This is a genomic window from Streptomyces sp. SYSU D01066-1 (assembly GCF_054956795.1).
Genome location: NZ_JBUDHV010000058.1, coordinates 1 through 18,757, shown reverse-complemented (window position 1 = coordinate 18,757; position 18,757 = coordinate 1). Strand labels below are relative to the sequence as shown.

The 18,757-nt window shown below is 72.4% G+C and carries 11 protein-coding genes; 1 reads left to right on the top strand and 10 read right to left on the bottom strand.

Annotated features, from left to right (window positions below; translation table 11 throughout):
• Window positions 1–8: 8 nt before the first annotated feature.
• From ACY1JF_RS31215 to eccD, 8 genes are all read right to left on the bottom strand, one after another.
• Window positions 9–374 (bottom strand): hypothetical protein, encoded by a 366-nt coding sequence (locus tag ACY1JF_RS31215; protein ID WP_462708640.1) that lies wholly within the window; start codon window positions 372–374, stop codon window positions 9–11.
• 7 nt (window positions 375–381) lie between these two features.
• Window positions 382–831, bottom strand: a complete 450-nt coding sequence (locus ACY1JF_RS31210) for a YbaB/EbfC family nucleoid-associated protein (RefSeq protein WP_462708642.1) — start codon at window positions 829–831, stop codon at window positions 382–384.
• Between the two features lie 37 nt (window positions 832–868).
• Complete coding sequence (locus tag ACY1JF_RS31205; protein WP_462708639.1) at window positions 869–4,759, bottom strand: AAWKG family protein; 3,891 nt, start codon at window positions 4,757–4,759, stop codon at window positions 869–871.
• Window positions 4,760–4,851: 92 nt separating this feature from the next.
• Entirely contained in the window at window positions 4,852–5,298 is a 447-nt protein-coding gene (locus ACY1JF_RS31200) for a type VII secretion system-associated protein (RefSeq protein ID WP_462708638.1), read from the bottom strand.
• Window positions 5,299–5,418: 120 nt separating this feature from the next.
• Complete coding sequence (locus ACY1JF_RS31195; protein WP_462708637.1) at window positions 5,419–5,742, bottom strand: WXG100 family type VII secretion target; 324 nt, start codon at window positions 5,740–5,742, stop codon at window positions 5,419–5,421.
• A 53-nt stretch (window positions 5,743–5,795) separates the two neighbouring features.
• Window positions 5,796–6,134: a hypothetical protein gene (locus tag ACY1JF_RS31190; protein WP_462708636.1), complete on the bottom strand. Its 339-nt coding sequence runs from the start codon at window positions 6,132–6,134 to the stop codon at window positions 5,796–5,798.
• A gap of 170 nt (window positions 6,135–6,304) precedes the next feature.
• Window positions 6,305–7,858 carry a type VII secretion protein EccB gene (eccB, locus tag ACY1JF_RS31185; protein ID WP_462708635.1) on the bottom strand — a complete coding sequence of 518 codons (1,554 nt, stop codon included), beginning with the start codon at window positions 7,856–7,858 and terminating at the stop codon, window positions 6,305–6,307.
• Between the two features lie 54 nt (window positions 7,859–7,912).
• Window positions 7,913–9,313: a type VII secretion integral membrane protein EccD gene (gene eccD, locus ACY1JF_RS31180; protein WP_462708634.1), complete on the bottom strand. Its 1,401-nt coding sequence runs from the start codon at window positions 9,311–9,313 to the stop codon at window positions 7,913–7,915.
• Window positions 9,314–9,688: 375 nt separating this feature from the next.
• Between eccD and eccCa the strand changes: the two genes are divergently transcribed.
• Complete coding sequence (eccCa, locus tag ACY1JF_RS31175; RefSeq protein ID WP_462708641.1) at window positions 9,689–13,627, top strand: type VII secretion protein EccCa; 3,939 nt, start codon at window positions 9,689–9,691, stop codon at window positions 13,625–13,627.
• A 117-nt stretch (window positions 13,628–13,744) separates the two neighbouring features.
• Here eccCa and ACY1JF_RS31170 read toward each other — a convergent pair whose 3' ends face one another.
• On the bottom strand, window positions 13,745–14,950 hold the full coding sequence (locus tag ACY1JF_RS31170) for a S8 family serine peptidase (RefSeq protein WP_462708633.1): 1,206 nt from the start codon (window positions 14,948–14,950) through the stop codon (window positions 13,745–13,747).
• Between the two features lie 17 nt (window positions 14,951–14,967).
• Window positions 14,968–18,309, bottom strand: coding sequence for a right-handed parallel beta-helix repeat-containing protein (locus ACY1JF_RS31165; protein WP_462708632.1), 3,342 nt, complete (start codon window positions 18,307–18,309; stop codon window positions 14,968–14,970).
• Window positions 18,310–18,757: the final 448 nt, after the last annotated feature.

The window sequence follows — 18,757 nt, the reverse complement described above, 5'->3', positions numbered from 1 at the left end:
CCGGACCGTCAGTGCCTGCCACCGCTGCGCGTGCCGCTGGTGTCGCCGGTGTCGATGGAGGAGTCGTGGATGGCTTCCAGGTTGCCGCCCTGTGTGCCCAGGATGTTCTTCAGGTTGGCGAGCGTGCCGTCGCCCACGCCGACGATGGCGTCCGTCAGGGCCTTGCCGGTCGATATCGCGCCCTCCCGCTGCTTCTTCTCCTGCGGGATCATCCGCTTGGCGTAGCTGTCGTCCTTGCCGCACCAGTTGGCGGTGGCCGACACGTCGGTGATGAACTCGTTGATCATGTCGACGGCGAAGCTGCTGATCGCCTGGATCTGCCGGGTGCCGGACGCCAGGGCTGCGGGGTTGGCGAAGTACGCGTTGTCCGTCATCGTCTCCTCAGTCCTCCGGGTCTTCACTGATCTCGTCACGCAGCCGGCCGGAACCGCGGCGTCGGCCGTTCTTCGGGCCGTCCAGCACGCCGGCCCCGAAGATCTTGTTCCAGTCCACGTCGAAACCGCTCAACTCGGGAGCCTCCGGGTTCGCCTTCGTGAAGGGCTCGAAGGTCGACATGACTTTCCGGGCCATCCGGGCCCGTGCCTCCTGTACCGCCTCCAGCACGCTGGCAGCGAGCTGACCTGCGGGCATCGTACGGTACTTGTCGTCCAGGAAGCTCAGCGCGGTCAGGTCCCCCTGTGCGGAGACGGTCACCTCGACGGCGCGGTCCGCCGAGCGAACCGTTGCCTGCGCATGCGCGAGTTCGCTCTCGGCGCGCGCCACCGCGGCCTCGGTCGCCTCCAGTTCGGCCATCGCCTTGGCGAGCCGCTGCTCGATCGACTCACTGTTCACCGCGCCACCTCGACTTTCTTGCCGTACCTTCACCGTCTCAGCGTCCGATGACCGCGGGTGCGCCGCCCTCGTCGGTGCCCCAGACGTCGTCGTCCTCGGCGAGCCACGCCTCCCGTGCCCGGTCGCCGCTCTCCGTCGACGTACCGCCCTGGCCGGGGCCGCCGGGGCCGCTCACCGGGTAGGGGGAGCTGGAGGTGGTCGGCCGGGTGTAGACGATGTCCTCGTCCTCGTCGACGGCCGTCGCCCGCCCGCCGCGGCCGGCTCGGGCGCTGCCACCGGCCGGGTCGGTGAGGACGGCGCGGGTGCGCTCGCTGTTGCCGCCCTGGCCTCCGCCGGCGCCCCCGCCCATGGGCGGCATGCCCCCGCCCATGCCGCCCATGCCCATCGGGTTGAGCGGGGTGCCGCTCGCGGCCTGCTGGGTGGCGGTGCCGTTGAGGGAGGCGAGGGTCCCGCTGTTGCCCGAGCGCAGCGAACCGCCCTCGTACGGGGTGCTGTCGTAGTCCTCGTAGTAGTCGTCGGGGGAGGAGGCCATGGTGCCCGACGAGCTGAGCGAGCCGCTCAGACCGCTGCTGTTCAACCCGGCGGAACTGGTCAGGGCGGACGGTGAGCCGAGGCCGTCGGTGCTCGAACCGCTGGTGTCCAGGCCCTCGGTGTCCAGGCCCTCGGTGTTCAGCCCGTCCGTGTTCGAACCGCTGGTGACCAGGTCCTCGATGTCCAGGCCACTGGTGTCGAACGGGGACGTGGACAGGCCGCTGCCGTTCAGGTCGGTCGTGGTGGTGTGACCGGCGGCGTCGGTGGTCGTGAGCTGGCCGGTGTCCGGATTGAGGACCTGGGTGGAGCCGTCGGGGAACTCGGTGGTGAGGGTGCCGTCGTCGTTGAGGGTGGTGGTGGACCCGTCGGGGTTGGTGAACGACTCGCCCGGATCGAGCTGTTGCGTGGTGACGTCGCCCGACGGATCGGTGACGGTGAGGTCGCCCGTGTCCGGGTTCAGCGTCACCTGCGAACCGTCCGTGAAGAGGGTGCGCAGGGTGCCGTCGGAGTCGAGCTGGGCCGTGCTGCCCTCCGGCGTGGTGAACGTGCCCGCGGCCGGGGCGAGGTCGCTGGTGGTGACGTTCCCGGCGGCGTCGGTGGTGGTGAGCTGGCCGGTGTCCGGATTGAGGACCTGGGTGGAGCCGTCGGGGAATTCGGTGGTGAGGGTGCCGTCGTCGTTGAGGGTCGTGGTGGACCCGTCGGGGTTGGTGAACGACTCGCCGGGGTTGAGCTGTTCGGTGGTGACGTTGCCGGAGGGGTCGGTGACGGTGATCTGGCCGGTGTCCGGGTTCAGCACCTCCGTCGAGCCGTCCGGGAAGGTGGTGCTGACGGTACCGTCGGAGTTGAGCTGCGACGTCGCGCCGTCCGGCGTGGTGAAGGTGTCCGCGGCCGGGTTGAGATCGTTGGTGGTGACGTTCCCGGCGGCGTCGGTGGTGGTGAGCTGGCCGGTGTCCGGATTGAGGACCTGGGTGGAGCCGTCGGGGAATTCGGTGGTGAGGGTGCCGTCGTCGTTGAGGGTCGTGGTGGACCCGTCGGGGTTGGTGAACGACTCGCCGGGGTTGAGCTGTTCGGTGGTGACGTTGCCGGAGGGATCGGTGACGGTGATCTGTCCGGTGTCCGGGTTCAGTACCTCGGTCGAGCCGTCCGGGAAGGTCGTCGTCACCGTGCCGTCGCCGTTGAGCTGCGACGTCGCGCCGTCCGGCGTGGTGAAGACGCCGTCGGTCGGGTTGAGCGTCGACTCCGTCACGGTGCCGTCCGGGGCGAGGGTGCTGACCTGCCCCGTCGTCGGGTCGAGGGTCTGCTCGGTTCCGTCCGGGAAGAGGGTGGTCAGCGTGCCGTCGTCGTTGAGCGTGGTGGTCGAGCCGTCCGGGTTGACGAGGCTGGTGCCCGGGTTGAGCTGCGAGGTCGACGTCACGCCGTCCGGTGAGGTGGTGGTGACCAGGCCCGTGTCCGGGTCGATGGTCTGGCTGGAGCCGTCGGGGAACGTCGTCGTCAGCGTGCCGTCGTCGTTGAGCTGAGTGCTGCCTCCGGTGGGGGAGTTCAGCAGCGACGACCCGCTCTTCTTGTCGTCGTCCGGGTTCGTCGACGTCACCGGGTTGCTCGTCAGGGGATTCAGCACCGACGAGACGCTCGTCTCGGGAGTGGTGTTCCCGTCCAGCGTCGTGTCGTCGGTGATCGGGTTGCCGTCGCTGTCGAGCCCCAGGTTGTTGAGGTCGTCGGTGATCGTGCTGCCGTTGGTGTTGCCCAGGTCGTCCAGGCCGTCGCCGAGCGTGTTGAGGTTGTCGCTGAGTCCGTCGTTGAGGTCCTTGAAGCCGTCGCCGAGGTCGTTGAGGTTCTCGTTCAGCCCGTCGTTCAGGTCGTTGAGGTTGTCGCTGAGTCCATCGTTGAGGTCCTTGAAGCCGTCGCCGAGGTCGTCGAGGTTCTCGTTCAGGTCGTCGTTGAGGTCCTTGAACCCGTCCCCGAGGTCGTCGAGGTTCTCGTTCAGGTCGTCGTTGAGGTCGTTGAAGTCGTCACCGAGGGTGTTGATGTTGTCGTTCAGGTCGTCGAGGTAGTCGTTGAGCTTGTCGTTGTTCTCGTTGGCCTCCTCCTCGGCGAGGTCGGCCTCCTGCTCCGCGAGCACCTCGGCGAGCGTCTCGGAGTTCTTGTTGGTGACTTCCTTGGCGAAGGCGTCCTGCACGTCGGCCCAGGCGTTCTTCACGCTGCTGAGCGCGTCGATGGCCGGCTGCTTCAGCATGGAGTCCGCGTGGTTCGACCAGCTCTCGACGGCGGCGTCGGCGATCTTCGTCCAGGTGGTGTGCTGGGTGAGGTCGCCGTACTCGGAGGTCTGCTTGAACTCCGCGGTGGTCGAGTAACTCGTGTACGTGCCGCCGCCGCTCGGGCTGGAGTAGGTGCTGGTCTTGACGTTGACGTGGGGGATGTTGTTCTCGATCACCCACTTGGTGAGACCGTCGAGGATCTGCTTGAGGTGGTAGTGCGGGTCGTGCTTGCCGTCCTTGGCCCAGTTGGTCCACGCCGTCTGGAGGCTGGCGACCGCATCCTTCAGCGCCTTCTGCGCGGCGGCCAGGGCGTCGCTCAGCTCCGACTTCGGGACGTAGCCGCCCAGCGTGCTGTTCTTGGCGGAGTAATCACGGCCGCCCAACTGGGAGACGTACCCGTCGTAGTTGGTCTTCAGCTCGTCCAGCAGGTGCCAGAAGAGGCTGGCCGCCTTCCCCTTCCACGCGGCCTGGTCCTCGCCCAGTGAGGTCATCCACTGGTTGACGATGTCCGCGTGGTCCTTGAAGAACTGCATGGCCCGGTCGAAGGACTGCCCGGTCTCCTCGAACGACTTCAGCTCCACGGCGTTGTCGTCGATGACCGACAGGCCGCTGTAGCTCCAGCCCTTCGTCGAGTAGTTCGGGGACGACAGCAGCTGGTCCAGGGCGAGCTTGCTGCCCGAGATGTACTGGGCCATCGGCCCGGAGTCCCACTTCACGTGCGAGTACGAGCCCTCGAACGCGCCACCGCTGGTGATCTGCCCGTCTCCCCACAGGGTGGCGCGGCCGTCGGAGTCGACGGTCACGCCGATCATCACGATCCGCGCCTTCTTCAGCTTCACGCTGTCGTGCGCGCCGTCCCCGCCGGCGTCGTAGAAGGCGAGGTCGTAGTCCTCGCCGTTGTTGACCTGCCAGCCGCCGATGGCGGAGTAGTCCGCCGCCGACACCGCCCGCATGCTCTGACCCTTGATGTCCATCCGGAACAGCTTCAGGTCGGAGAAGTCGTCCCCGCTGTCGCTGCTGAGCTTGTCGAACAAGGAGGAGCGGGACGGAATCGTGTAACCGGTGAAGTTGGATACGGCCTGGGCGAAGTAGTCGTCCGGGTCGTAGGTGGGGGTACCGGAGGTGCTGGTGCCATCGGCCATGGGGCGGAGCTCCGCTGCTGAGGAGGTGAGGGGGGAAACGGTGGGGACCGGGCGCGGGCCGGGCGGTCGGCGGGGACCGTTCCGGCCCCGCGTCAGTCGTCGTTGCCGGTGCCGCCCATGTCGTCGTCGACCGTGTCGAAGATGTCCATCAGCTTCTCGCCGTCGATCGAGGTGAGACTCTCACCCTGCGTCTTGAGCAGCGTGGTGATCGTCTCCTCCAAGGCGTCGTCGATGTCGTCGAAGAGGGTCTTCTGGCTCGTGAAGATGGAGTCCAGGCTGGTGGCCTGCGTCTTCAGTGCCTCGACCAGCGCGGCACCGCCGGTCGGGTCCTCGGTGTCGCCGCCGTCCATCAGTCCGATCCGCAGGATCTTGGCGGCGCCCGACGCCGAGTCCGTGCCGGTCTCCGCGACGAGGTTCTTCAGCGACCGGACGCCCGCGTTGTCCTTGCGGATGTTCAGCAGGTCGTTGATGAAGTCCGCGACGTCGTTGTTCTTGAAGTTCTTGAGCGCCTGAGAGTCCAGATGGGTCAGGTCTGCCATGAAGTGCCTCCGCTGGCGGGTGCGCCGGACCGGGTGTTGCGGCGCGGCGACAGTACGGGGAGCTTCCGGTGCCGCGCCGGCCGGAGGGGAACCGGCCGGCGCGGTGGGGGTGCGGCCGGCTCAGCGGCCGATGGTCACCTCGGACCACATCTGGCTGAGCGAGTTCTCGCTGTACTTGTAGTTGCCGGAGATGTCGGTCAGGAGCTGCGCGTGCGAGGTGAGCAGCGTCTCCATGTTCTGCACCGCGGCGTCCCAGGCGGCCTGCTTCTGGCGGTAGGTGTCGGCGTCGTTTCCGTACCAGGTCTTGGACAGCTCGCTGAGCTCTGCCTCAAGGTTGGAGAGGGTCTGGGCGATCGCCTTGGTCTGCATCACCATGTCGTCCGCCGCGTTCGACATGTGGTTGTAGCTGACGTAGATGTAACCGTCGCTCAGGTTGTCTGCCACGGTTGGCCTCTTTCACACGATGCGGAAGGTGGGGGGCGCGGCCGGACCGGCGGTCAGCCGACCAGCTGGTCGAAGGCCGACTGCGAGGCGCTGTAGGCCTGGTTGATCGCGTCGTTCGACGAACCCTGGGTCTTGTTGTGCTCGACGAGGCTCTGGTTCAGCCGGTCGATGACGTCCTCGAGGTTCTTGAGAATGATGTTGCACTGGCCGTCCCACTGCGCGAGGAGCTGGCCGTACTGGCCGCCGTCGCTGCCCTGGTAGCCGGCGCCCAGGGTGGACTTGGTGCTGTCGACGTCCTGGCGGATCTTCATGATGCCGCTGAAGGCCGACTCGAGGGCCTGGATGCCGTTCCGGGTTGATGATTCGCTTGACTGCTGGCCGTCTCCCGCCATCGTCCCACCTTTCGTAAGCCGATTCTCTGTACGAGCAACGCGAGCCTAAAGTGACGGTTGTTGCCAACACAACAAGCTGAGGAAAATCTAGGGTCGGAGACGTACGACTTACGGCATGTTTAACCGGCGGGAAACCCGGCCGGAACCTTGTCCGGTCAGGCGCCTCCCCGTCAGCCGTCCCCGCCGGCCCCCGACGCCGCCCCGGCCGCGGCCGGGCCCGCGGGCCCGGTGCCCTCCTGGCCGGCACCGTCACCAGGGCTCTTCCCGGTGCCGGCGCACTGGCCGGCCGCCGGGCCGGCCGTCGCGGACGCCGCCCCGTCCGGCCGCGCCGCCGCGGCCGTGTCCAGGTCGGGGCCGGTCGGCAGCAACGACAGCAGCGTGGACGGCACGCGCACCGCGGACGCGTCGTCGTAGCCGAGCGCGGCGAGCGCCTCCGCGTCCGTGATGCGGTACTTCACCCCGTCGTCGCCCACCAGGAACGTGGTGTCACCGACCGACGCCCCGGCCGCGCCGAGCACCCGCACCAGCGTGCCGTGTCCGGGCCGCGTCACCACCCGGTCCACCGCCACGCAGGCCGGTGTCACCACCGTCGCGTCCGCCTGCGCGACCGGCGCCAGCGCCGCCTGCTCGACCCGCACCGACGCCACCCGCACCTTGCCGCCGTCGGAGTCCACCTGCGTGCACACCGCCTGCCCCGACGGCAGCCGCACCGGACTCGGCGGGGCGTCCGGCAGCCCGGACACCGACGGGTCCGTGCCCGCCGTGCCCGGCGCCTGGTGCGCCCGCAGGTCGGAGACGCCGATCGCGACGGCCGTCGGGGACTGGCCGCCGTAGACGTCCTCGCGGATGTCCGGATCGCCGAGCAGCAGTGCCGACCGGGTCGCCGTCACGGCGTGCAGACCGTCCTTCTGGAGCACGTAGTCCTGGCTGCCGGAGCCCGCCGTCACCCGGAACACCTGTCCGACCTTCGTCTTCCGCCCGGCCAGCTCCGGCCCCGCCGCGCCCCGGCCGGCGACCTGGGGGGTGGCCAGCGCCGGACCGCTCACCAGGGCGTCCAGGAACGCCGCCGACACCGGGCGCGGCGTCACCGCGCCGTAGCCCAGGGACTCCGCGGCACCCGAGTCCTCGTCCAGCACCAGCCGGCTGCCCTGCCACACCAGGTACGTCCGGTCGTCCGGACCCCGCACCACCAGCCCGAAGTCCGCGCCGATCGTGGTGGTCTCCACCGGCGCCCCCGGCACCACCGTGGTGTGCTCGCCGGCGTCCGTCGAGCACACCTGCCACGCCGACGTCTCCAGGTCACCGGTGCCCGGCACCGCGTCCGGGGCGCCGGCGATGCCCACCGGCGTGCCCACCGGAGTGTCCTTCAGCGACGCGGTGCCCACCGACGTGGTCTCCAGGTCGGCGCCGCCGATCAGCAGCGCCGACGCGTAGTTGCGCACCGGCCGCAGCCGGCCGTCGGTGTACAGGTAGCGGGCGCCGGTGTCCTTGTTGACGACCAGGGTGTCGCCGCCGCGCCACGCGTCGTTGCCGCCCGGCCGCAGCAGCCCGTAGACGAAGGCGCAGGCGCCCACCAGGACGGCGACGACGATGCTGAGCAGGGCGCCGCGGGTGGTACGGCCCAGCGGGCTCTCCGGGGCGTCGGGGTCGGCCAGCAGCATCCCCGAGGTGAGCCGCCCCATCATGAACGTGTGCGCTTGCACCTGGTCGCGCTTGGACCGCACGGTGGCCTCCTGACTGGTGAGTGGTTCGTTCTCGTCGCGGTGCCGGGCGGCGGGTCAGCCGCTCCAGCCGCGCAGGGCGCCGAACACGCCCAGCAGCCAGAGCGTCAGCGGCAGCAGGGAGAGCGCGAGCAGCGAGTGCAGCAGCTCCGCCGCCCGGCCCCAGTACGGCACCAGGCGCCGCCCGGGCACCGTCCACACCGCCACCGTCAGCACCGTCGCCACCACCAGCAGGCCCGCCACCAGCAGCGTCCGGTCCACGCCCCGCAGGTCCAGGCCCCAGCCGAACACCAGTAGCAGCAGCCCCCAGGCGCCGGGCAGCGCCAGCACCAGCCGCTGCGCGGTGTTGACCAGTCCCCGGCCGTGCAGGAGCAGCAGCAGCGACAGCACCAGCGCGCACAGCGTCGCCGGCAGGTCCGGCCGGTACGCCAGCGCCACCAGACAGGCCGACGCCAGCACGCCCGTCGCGCCGTACAGCGCCGTCATCCACTCGCCGGCCAGCTCGGTGCGCACCGCCACGTCGGCGCCCCGGTAGGGGTCGATGCCCTCCTGCAACTGACCGGCGTTGGTCGGCAGCGCCGGCATCCGCATGCCCGCGAACCGGAACGACAGCGCCGGCACCAGACCGCCGAGCAGCACCGTCAGCATCGCCACCGTGCCCGCCGCGCCGGCCGGCCGCACGTCGAAGAGGGTCATGGCGGCACCGCCCACCGCCACCGCGATCGCCGTCAGCGCCGACGCCAGGAACAGCGGCGCGCGCACCGCGGTCGCCGCCAGGGCCAGCACCGCGCCGCCCGCCCAGGGCGCCGCCGCGCCCAGCAGCCGGGCGCCCAGCACCTGGTGGGCCTGCGGTCCGCTCAGCTCACCGCCCGGCACCAGCCAGCCCGCCAGCGCCAGCGCCGGGGAGGCCAGCAGGCCGAGGACCGCGCCGGTCGCACCGTCACCCACCGCCCGGCTCGCCGAGGCCGCGCCGGCCAGCAGCAGCACCCCGGCGGCACAGGCCCCGCCCGCCCGCAGCACCACCGAGCCGTCCGGCCAGGCCAGCAGGGCCAGTCCGGCCAGGACGGCCACGGCGACCAGGGCGCGCAGCAGATGCCGCGCCGCCGCCTCGCTCCAGTCGTGCAGCCGGTCCCGGGTGACCGACGCGATGCCGTCCACCAGGTCGTCCAGCCGCACCTCGGGCAACGCCTCGGTGCGCGGCCGCAGATGCAGGGCCTCCCCGTCGGACAGGCCGAGCGAGGCGAGCGTGGCCTCCTCGTCGAGCGGCCGTTCGCCCAGGCGCTGGAGTATCCAGCCGTCGTGTTCGAGGCCGTTCTCCTCGAGGTCCTCGCCGGCGTACCGCAGCACCGTCGGCAACAGGTCGGCGACCGGTACGTCGGAGGGCACGGCGAGGTCGATGGTGTGGCGCGGGGCGCGCACGGTCAGATGGCACAGATCGGCCACGGAGGTGTCGGTCATACCGGGGCTCACGTCTCCTGAGGGTCGGGACGGGGGTGGCGTGTGCTGCGTGGCGCACCACCGGGGGGCGGGCGCACACAGGTGGTCGAGCGGTGAACTGCGGGGAAGCGTGCGGAGGAGAGGGGGTGACGTGGACTTACGGAGTTGACGGGGTGCACACTACTGTCACTCCCCGAGGCCGTCGTCAAGGGGAGTCCCGGCGGCGTCCCGGGCACATCACCGGCCCAGCCGCCGCCCCGCGCGGCCCCGGCCGCCGGTCCCGGAGCCCTCCCCGCGTGCTTCCCCCCGTACCACCGGGTGCGCGATGACCCGTTAGGAGCCCCAGCGTTGAGCGTGGTCCTGTTCCGTCGTCCGGCCCGCCGCCGCGGACCCGACATGCCGAGCGGCGAGTTGACCCTGCAGGAACCGCCGACCCTGATGGAGACCGTGCCGGACACGTCCGCGGTCTGGACGTACCTGCCGATGGCCATGATGTCGGTCTCCATGATGCTGATGTTCCTGCGCATGGGCGGGGAGGCGTACGGCGTCTTCATGTACATCGCGCTCGGCATCATGGTGCTGGCCGTCGTCGCGATGATGATCGGCCAGTACATGCGCAAGGCCGGCGACCGCAAGCAGCGGCTGCGCGGTGAGCGCCGCGACTACCTGCGCTACCTCGCGCAGAGCCGGCGCACCGTGCAGCGCACGGTGGTCGAGCAGCAACTCGCCCTCGCCTGGCGCCACCCCGAGCCGCGGGTGCTGCGCTCCATGGTGCGCACCACCCGGCTGTGGGAGCGCCGCCCCAAGGACGTCGACCACGGCGAGGTCCGCGTCGCCGTCGGCGACCAGCAGCTCGCCCTGCGCCTCAACCCCCTCTCCACCAAGCCGGTCGAGGACCTGGAACCGCTGTGCGCGCACGCCCTGCGCCGCTTCATCCGCGCCTACAGCACCGTGCCCGGCCAGCCCATCGCCCTCTACCTGCGCTCCTGGTCCCGGCTGCTGCTCCGCGGCGACCTCGCCACCGGCCGGGACATGCTCCGCGCCGCCCTGTGCCAACTGGCCGTCTTCCACCCGCCGGAGGAGGTGTGGATCGCGGTCTGCGCGGGCGACGAGCACCGCGCCGAGTGGGAGTGGGTGAAGTGGCTGCCGCACAACCAGCACCCGCAGGAGACCGACGGCGCCGGCCCCCTGCGCATGGTCGCCTCCGCCTTCACCGACCTGGAGAACCAGCTCGGCAGCGAGTTCGCCGAACGGCCCGCCTTCGACCCGGACGCCGTGCCCGGCCGTGACGAGCCGCTGGTCATCGTCATCGTGGACGGGGCCACCGTCCCCGCGGGCCACCGCTTCGACGGCCCGGGCTTCCGCAACGCCGTCGTCGTCGACCTGTCCGCCACCCTCACCTGGCGCCCCGGCCGCACCACCCTCCGCCTCGACGTCACCCCCGACACCGTCGCCCTGGTGCGCACCGACCGCAGCCGCAAGGAGCGGACCACCGTCCTCGGCCGCCCCGACCGGGTCGGCCCCCGCGCCGCCGAGTCACTGGCCCGGCTGATCTCCCCGTACCGGCTGAGCCTCACCGCCGACGCGGTCGAGCCGCTCTCCGCCGACGTGGAGCTGACCACCCTGCTCGGCATCCCCGACCTGCACCGCCTCGAACCGGACGTCCTGTGGCGACGCCACACCGGCTCCGCCCGGCTGCGCGTGCCGGTCGCGGTCGGCGCCGACGGCCGCCCGGTCGAACTGGACATCAAGGAGTCCGCGCAGGGCGGCATGGGCCCGCACGGCATGCTCATCGGCGCCACCGGCTCCGGCAAGTCCGAACTGCTGCGCACCCTCGTGCTCGGTCTCGCCCTCACCAACTCCTCCGAGACCCTCAACTTCGTCCTGGTCGACTTCAAGGGCGGTGCCACCTTCCTCGGCCTGGACGAGCTCCCGCACACCAGCGCCGTCATCACCAACCTCGCCGACGAGGCCGCCCTCGTGGAGCGCATGCAGGACGCCCTCCACGGCGAACTGCTGCGCCGCCAGGAACTGCTGCGCGCGGCCGGCAACTACACCTCCGCCCTGGACTACGAGCGGGCCCGGGCCGGCGGCGCCGACCTGACCCCGCTGCCCAGCCTCTTCGTCGTGGTCGACGAGTTCAGCGAACTGCTGGCGGCGCACCGCGAGTTCATGGAGCTGTTCGTGATGATCGGCCGCCTCGGCCGGTCGCTCGGCGTGCACCTGCTGCTCGCCTCGCAGCGCCTGGACGAGGGCCGCATGCACCAGCTGGAGTCGCACCTGTCCTACCGGATCGGCCTGCGCACCTTCTCCGCCATGGAGTCCCGCGGCGTCCTCGGCGTCCCCGACGCCTACGAACTGCCCTCCCAGCCCGGCAGCGGCTACCTCAAGAGCGGCGTCGAGGCCCTCACCCGGTTCCGCGCCGCCTACGTCTCCGGTCCCTACCGCCGCCGCGGCGGCGCCGTCGTCCAGGCCCGGGTCGCCAGCCAGGTCGTGCCCTGGTCCTCCGGATACGTGGTGCCCCGCGCCCCCGTGCCGGCCGCGCCCGTGCCGGAGCCGGAGGAGTCGGAGGACGGCGCCACCCTGCTGTCGGTGGCGCTGGAGAGGCTGCGCGACGCCGGACCGCCCGCCCACCGGGTGTGGCTGCCGCCGCTGGGCGACCCCTCCCCGCTGGACGCCCTCCTCGGCGGCCTGGAGACCGTCCCCGGACGCGGTCTGACCGCCCCCCGCTGGAAGGGCACCGGCAGGCTGCGGGTCCCCGTCGGCCTGGTCGACAAGCCCTTCGACCAGCGCCGCGACCCGCTGATCGTCGACCTCGCCGCGGCCGGCGGCCACGTCGCCGTCGCGGGCGGCTCGCAGAGCGGCAAGTCCACCGTGCTGCGCAGCCTCATCCTCGGCCTGGCCCTCACCCACACCCCGCGCGAAGCGCAGTTCTACTGCCTCGACTTCGGCGGCGGCACGCTCTCGCAGCTCACCGGGCTGCCGCACGTCGCGGGCGTCGCGGCCCGGCTCGACACCGAGCGGATCAGCCGCACCGTCGCCGAGGTCACCGCCGTGCTCACCCAGCGCGAACAGTTCTTCCTCGACCACGGCATCGACTCGATGGCCACCTACCGGCGCCGCCGCGCCGCCGGGGAGTTCCCCGACGAACCGCACGGCGACATCTTCCTGGTCATCGACGGCTGGTCGGCGGTCCGGCAGAACTTCGACCAGTTCATCCCCACGTTCAACCAGATCGCCACCGGCGGCCTCAACTACGGCATCCACCTCATCGTCGCCACCGCCCGCTGGCTGGAACTCACCGCGCCGGTGCGCGACCAGGCCGCCACCCGCCTGGAACTGCGGCTCGGCGACACGATGGACTCCGTGGTGGACATCCGCAAGGCCGCCGCCGTGCCCCGCACCCCGGGCCGCGGCCTCACCGTCGACTCCAAGCTGCACTTCCTGTCCGCGCTGCCCCGCGGGGACGGCTCGGCCGACCCCGAGACGCTCAGCGAGGGCGTCGCCGACCTGGTCGAGCGGATCGCCGGAGCCTGGACCGGGCCGCGCGCCCCGCAGGTGCGGATGCTGCCGCACCGGCTGCCCGTCGCCGAACTGCCCGCGCCGGAACTGGGCCAGGGCAACTCCCTCAGGCTGGCGCTCGGCCAGGACGAGGAGACCCTCGGCACCGTCTGGCACGACTTCTCCCGCACCCCGCACCTGGTCGCCGTCGGCGACACCGAGAGCGGCAAGACCAACCTGCTGCGGGTGGTCGCCGACGCCATCGTCGCCCGCTACGCCCCCACCGAGGCCCGGATCCTCGTCGTCGATTACCGCCGCGACCTGGTCGAGGCGGTGCCGGAGGAGTACCGGCTGGGACACGCCGTCTCCGTCGAGGCGCTCAAGCAACTGGTCGGCGGCTCCGCCAAGGCGCTGCAGACCCGGCTGCCCGGCCCGGAGATCACACCGGCCCGGATGCGCGGCGCCGACTGGTGGAACGGGCCCCGCCTGTTCGTCCTCGTCGACGACTACGACATGGTCGGCGGCGGCACGGTCGTGGACCACCCCTTCGCCCCGCTCTTCGAGCACCTCGCCCTCGGCCACGAACTGGGCCTGCACGTCGTCGTCGTCCGCTCCGCCACCGGCGCCGGGCGCGGCCTGAACGACCAGCTCCTGCGCCGCCTGGACGAGGTCAACACCCCGGGCCTGCTGATGTCCGCCCCGCCGTCCGAGGGGTACCTCTTCGGCAACGTCAAGCCGCGTGTGCTGCCGCCGGGCCGGGCCCTGCACATCGTCCGCCGCAAGCCGGTCCTCATCCAGACACCGCTGGCGGCGGGGACGGAGGAAGCGGGCTGAACGGTGTCTTCCGGCCGCCGCCCCCGCCCGTCCCCCGGGGGCCGCGGCCCGGCCCCCGCCCCGGCCGGGACGGCCTCGTCCTCGGACACCGGACGGGCTCCGCGGCCACCGGCGGCCTCAGGTGCCCCTGGGACGCCAGCCGTTGCGCCGGCCGCGGGGGACGACCAGGGCCAGCCAGACCACCGCGACCAGCACGGCGAGGCCCGCCGCCGCCGGCCACAGGGCGCGGCGCAGCGGCCCGGCCGCCTCGTCCCGCGGCATCCGCACCGTCGCGGCGGAACCGTGCTCCGGTACGGCCCGCGCGGCGGCGGAGGACGAGGGAAGGACCGAGGTGACGGCGGCGTAGGGGTCGACGCGGGGCACCTCGGCCGGATAGGCGGTCGACCGCAGCAGGCTCGCGGTCTGCGCGGCCGTCAGCTCCGGGTGGACGGAGCGCACCAGCGCCGCCGCGCCCGCCACGAACCCGGCGGCCAGCGAGGCGCCCGAGCCGATGTAGTGGCCGTCCTTCGCCGGACCGATGCCGACGACCCCGTCCCCGGGCGCGGCCAGCTGCGCACTGGCGGTGGTGTACGAGCCGGCCGGCCGGTCGCCGTTCTTGTCCACGTCCAGGACGGACAGCACACCGTCCGAGGCGGCCGGGTAGAAGTCCCGGGCGGGCACAGCCTCGGTGACGCCTCCGGCCGGTGCGTCCGGCACGGCGGCGGCCACCAGCAGTACGTCCTTCTTCCCGGCGGCCTCGACCGCCGACCGCAGCGCGGCCGTGTCGCTGCGCAGCGCCGCCGACACGGCCACCACCTTCGCACCGCCCTCGACGGCGGCCTCGATGCCCTCGGCGACCCGGTCGGGCGTGACGGCGCCGCGCTCGTCGCTGCCGCGTACCGCCAGGACGTGCGCCTCCTGGGCCACGCCGGCGAACTGCACGCCCTCCTCCAGCTGGGCGGCGATCAGACCGGCGACGAAGGTGCCGTGCCCCACGCAGTCGGTGCCGGCCTCGCCGACCGCGGTGACCCGGCCCTTCAGCGCGGGCGCGGAGGCGGAGACGCCGGTGTCGACCACGCCGACGGTCACCCCGGCGCCCGAGGCGAACCGCCAGGCGCGGCCGAGCTGGAGGCTGACCTGTTCCCACGGCACGGCGGTGGCCCGCCGGTCCGAGCCCTCGGCGCAGGAGTCACCGGCGGTCAGCTCCGTCTTCAGCACCGGCAGTTCCACCGTGTCGCCGTCGGCCGCCGCCGCGCTCCCGGCACCGCACACACCGGCCGTCAGCAGCAGCGCCAGTGCGCCGGCGACGGGACGCGCCACCCGTGCCGTCCGCGCCGTGTCCATCCGCGTCCTCACCCCCGTCACGCCCCGGCCGTACGGCCCGCGGCGGGCTCCGGCGCCGGATCGACGAGGTCCTCCGGGAGCAGCAGCCGCAGGTCGTCGAGGCTGGGCGCGGCCACCCGGCTGAGCCGGCCCGCCTGCCGGGTCATCATCCGCTCCAGCACCTGGCGGGCCGTGCGCGCGTTGCCGAACGACCGGTCGCGCGGCAGCGTGTCGAAGTGCTGCCGCAGCACCGGGCCGAGCCCCGTCCCGCACTCGTAACCCGCCTGCGCCGCGTGCTGGCGGACGATCGTGACCAGCTCGTCCGAGGAGTAGTCGGCGAACTCGATCTTCCGCGAGAACCGCGAGGTCAGACCCGGGTTGGAGGCGAGGAACCGCTGCATCTCGGCGGTGTAGCCGGCCACGATGACCACCACCTCGTCGCGGTGGTCCTCCATCAGCTTCAGCAGCGTGTCCACGGCCTCCCGGCCGAAGTCCGCGCCGGACGCCTCGTGCGGGGTGAGGGTGTACGCCTCGTCGATGAAGAGGACACCGCCCAGCGCCCGCTGGAACACCTCCGTGGTCAGCTGCGCGGTGTGGCCCACGTAGCGGCCGACCATGTCGGCGCGGGAGACCTCGACGAGCTGGCCGCGGGGCAGCACGCCCAGGGAGACGAGGAGTTCGCCGTAGAGCCGGGCCACGGTGGTCTTGCCGGTGCCGGGCGGGCCGGTGAAGACGAGGTGGTGGCTGAGGCGCGGCACCGGGAGCCCGGCGGCCTCGCGCTGGCGGGCGGTGGAGACCAGGTTGACCAGGTCGGTGACGTCCCGCTTCACCGCCGAGAGCCCGACCAGGGCGTCCAGGCGGCTCAGCGCGTCGTCACCGGCGTCGAGGCCGTCCGGACCGGCCTCGGCCTCGCGGGCGGCCTCCTCGCTGATGTCCTGCGGCAGCAGCAGCGCGAGGTCCTCCTCGGTGACCTGGCTCAGCGCGGCCAGCCGCACCGCCTGGCGGTCCACCATCTCCTCGAAGACCTGCCGCGCCGCGCGGCCGTTGCCGAACCCGGCGTCCTTCGGTATCCGCTCGAAGTGCACGGACAGCGCCTTGCGCGTCTCGTCGTTCAGCGTGTACTGGTGGCGCGCGCACATGCTCTCCACGATCTCCACCAGTTCGGGCACCGAGTAGTTCTCGAACTCGACGGTGCGCGAGAAGCGGGAGGCCAGGCCCGGGTTGGAGCCCAGGAAGCTGCGCATCTCGCTGGAGTAGCCGGCCGCGACGACCACCACGTCGTCGCGGTGGTCCTCCATCAGCTTCAGCAGCGTGTCCACGGCCTCCCGGCCGAAGTCGGCGCCCGAACCGCGGGAGTCGGCGGTCAGGGTGTAGGCCTCGTCGATGAACAGAACGCCGCCCAGGGCCCGTTCGAAGGTCTCGGTGGTCTTGATGGCGGTACCGCCGATGACCTGGGCGACCAGGTCGGCGCGGGAGACCTCGACCAGGTGCCCGGAGCGCAGCGCCCCCAGCTCGGCGAGGATCGTGCCGTAGAGGCGGGCCACGGTGGTCTTGCCGGTGCCGGGCGGGCCGGCGAAGACGAGGTGCCGGCTCATCGGCGGCGCGGACATGCCGAGCTGGGCGCGGCGCCGGGCGAGCTGGGTCAGGTTGACCAGGGTGCGGACCTGTTCCTTGACGTGTCCCAGGCCGATCAGGCCCTCCAGCGCGGCCATCGGCCCGTCCGGCCGCCCGGGGCCGTCGGTCTCCGGGACGGTGCCCGCCGGGTCGGTGCCCTCGGCCTCGCCGTAGCCCCAGGCGTCGCGGGAGGCGTTGCCGGTGCTGGTGAGGTTCTCCACCGCGAGCCGGCCGTCCGCCTTGGACTGGACGAGCCCGCCGCCCTTGTTCTCCCGCACCGTGCAGCCGACCACCGACACCGGCGCGTCGGTCTCCACCCGGATGCCGTCCCGGCCGTTGCCCGTGGCCTCGCACCCGTTCAGGTTGGCCCGGCCGCCGTCGCGGACCAGGAAGCCGTGGTCGGCGGCGGCGGCGGCCCGCACCCGGGTCGCCGTCAGCTCGCCGCCGCCGTCCACGACCACGCCGCAGCCGCCCGCCGAGACCAGCTCGCCGTCGCGCAGCGCCGCCGTGCCCTCGCCGCCGATCTCCAGGCCCGCCCCGCCGGGAGCGTTCACCGTCAGGCCCGCCAGGTAGACGTTGCCGCCGGTGGCGACCGCCGCGCCGGCGCCGCCCGGAGTCTCCACCGTGCAGTCCTCGACACGGCCGCGCCCGCCGTCGGTCACCGCGACGCCGGTGCCGCCCGCGCCGGTGATGCGGGCCCGCCGCACCAGCGGGTTGGCGCCGCCCCTGACGACCACGCCGGTGCCCTTGACGTCGACGATCTCCAGGCGGTCCAGTTCGGCCGCCGAGTCCTCCTCCAGCAGGACGCCCTCCGCCTCGCCGTCCCGGACGGTCAGCGAGGTCAGCGTCGGCGAGGAGGCGCCGGCCACGCGCAGCGCCGGGACCTGGGCGCCGGTCAGCCAGCAGTCCTCGTACGTGCCGCGGGAACGGTCGGTGACGAAGAGGCCGTGGCCGGCCGTGCGGGAGGTGCGGCAGCGGCGCAGCACCGGGTTGGCGCCGTGCGAGACGATGATGCCCTGGGCGGTGGTGCCGTTGATCCGCACGTCGTCCATCTCGACGCGGGCCGCGCTGGTCAGGTGGGCGCCGACCGCGGTGTCGTGGACGACGGTGCGCAGCACCCGCACCGCGCTGCGCTCCTCCAGGGCGAGGGAGGGCTTGTCGGTGGAGGACAGGTCGCAGTCCTCGACGGACGCCTGGGCGTCGCCGTTGGCGAGGATGCCGTTGCCGCGCGCGTCACGGACCGTGCAGCCGCGCACCGTCGCCCGGCCGCGCTCGCCGATCACCACGCCGCTGGTGCCGAGGTGCTCGAAGGTGCAGGACTCCAGCGAACTCTCGGTGGCGGAGGTGACGACGACCCCGGCACCGGTCCGGCTGGAGACCCGGCACTCCCGCATGGCGAGCGACCCCGAGCCCCGCGCGAGCACGGTCGTCCAGGAGGCGCCGGACAGCTCACAGCCCTGCATGGCGACCTGCCCGTGCGAGGCGTCCACCGCGGGCACGTCCTGGTCCTGCCCCTGCACCACCAGGTCGGTCAGCATCACCGCGTCGGCGCGCAGCGATATCACCGTCCCCGTGCGCGGGGCCAGCCGGACGCTGCCGCGCGACTGTTCGGCGACGATGGTCACCCGGGTGGTGACGACGAGGTTCTCCTCGTACGTTCCCGGACGGACGCTCAGGACCGCCCCGCCGCGCGCCCTGGCCAGGGCCTCTCCGATCGTCCGGGCGTCCCCGGTGCCCTCCGGACAGACCGTCAGTACCTGGCGCACTCCGCTGACCTCCTCGTTTTGGCACCCGTAGGTGGCGGCCGGACCCATCATGCCTTCCTCACACCTGCGATCCCACCCCGGTCCGGTGGGCAATACGCCCGGGACCGGGGAGGAGCACGGTGCGGCCGGGGTGCCGTACCCCGGATTATGGGACGTTCCGCAACGTCCGTACCAGCGTGAAGGCTTGCCGGGGCGGATAGTTAACGCGAGTGGAACGACAGGTGCCTTGCACATGTGCGTGAATAGGGCCGATCACTGGGACGAGCCATGACCGCGAGACGGATGGGACGGATGACGGACCGGACCGAATCAGCGACGAGCACGGCGGCGGCAGCGGCGGTGGCCGCGCGGGAGAGAGCGGCGACGCCACCCCCGGCGGAGCCGCCCGCCGCCGCGGCCGCATCCGCCGCCGCCCCGGCGCCCGCACCCGCCGCCGCCCCGGCGCCCG

Coding starts and splice junctions, on each gene's coding strand:
- ACY1JF_RS31215 (WP_462708640.1), bottom strand. CDS start 374: ATGACGGACAACGCGTACTTCGCCAACCCCGCAGCCCTGGCGTCCGGC.
- ACY1JF_RS31205 (WP_462708639.1), bottom strand. CDS start 4,759: ATGGCCGATGGCACCAGCACCTCCGGTACCCCCACCTACGACCCGGAC.
- ACY1JF_RS31200 (WP_462708638.1), bottom strand. CDS start 5,298: ATGGCAGACCTGACCCATCTGGACTCTCAGGCGCTCAAGAACTTCAAG.
- ACY1JF_RS31190 (WP_462708636.1), bottom strand. CDS start 6,134: ATGGCGGGAGACGGCCAGCAGTCAAGCGAATCATCAACCCGGAACGGC.
- eccD (WP_462708634.1), bottom strand. CDS start 9,313: ATGACCGACACCTCCGTGGCCGATCTGTGCCATCTGACCGTGCGCGCC.
- eccCa (WP_462708641.1), top strand. CDS start 9,689: ATGCCGAGCGGCGAGTTGACCCTGCAGGAACCGCCGACCCTGATGGAG.
- ACY1JF_RS31170 (WP_462708633.1), bottom strand. CDS start 14,950: ATGGACACGGCGCGGACGGCACGGGTGGCGCGTCCCGTCGCCGGCGCA.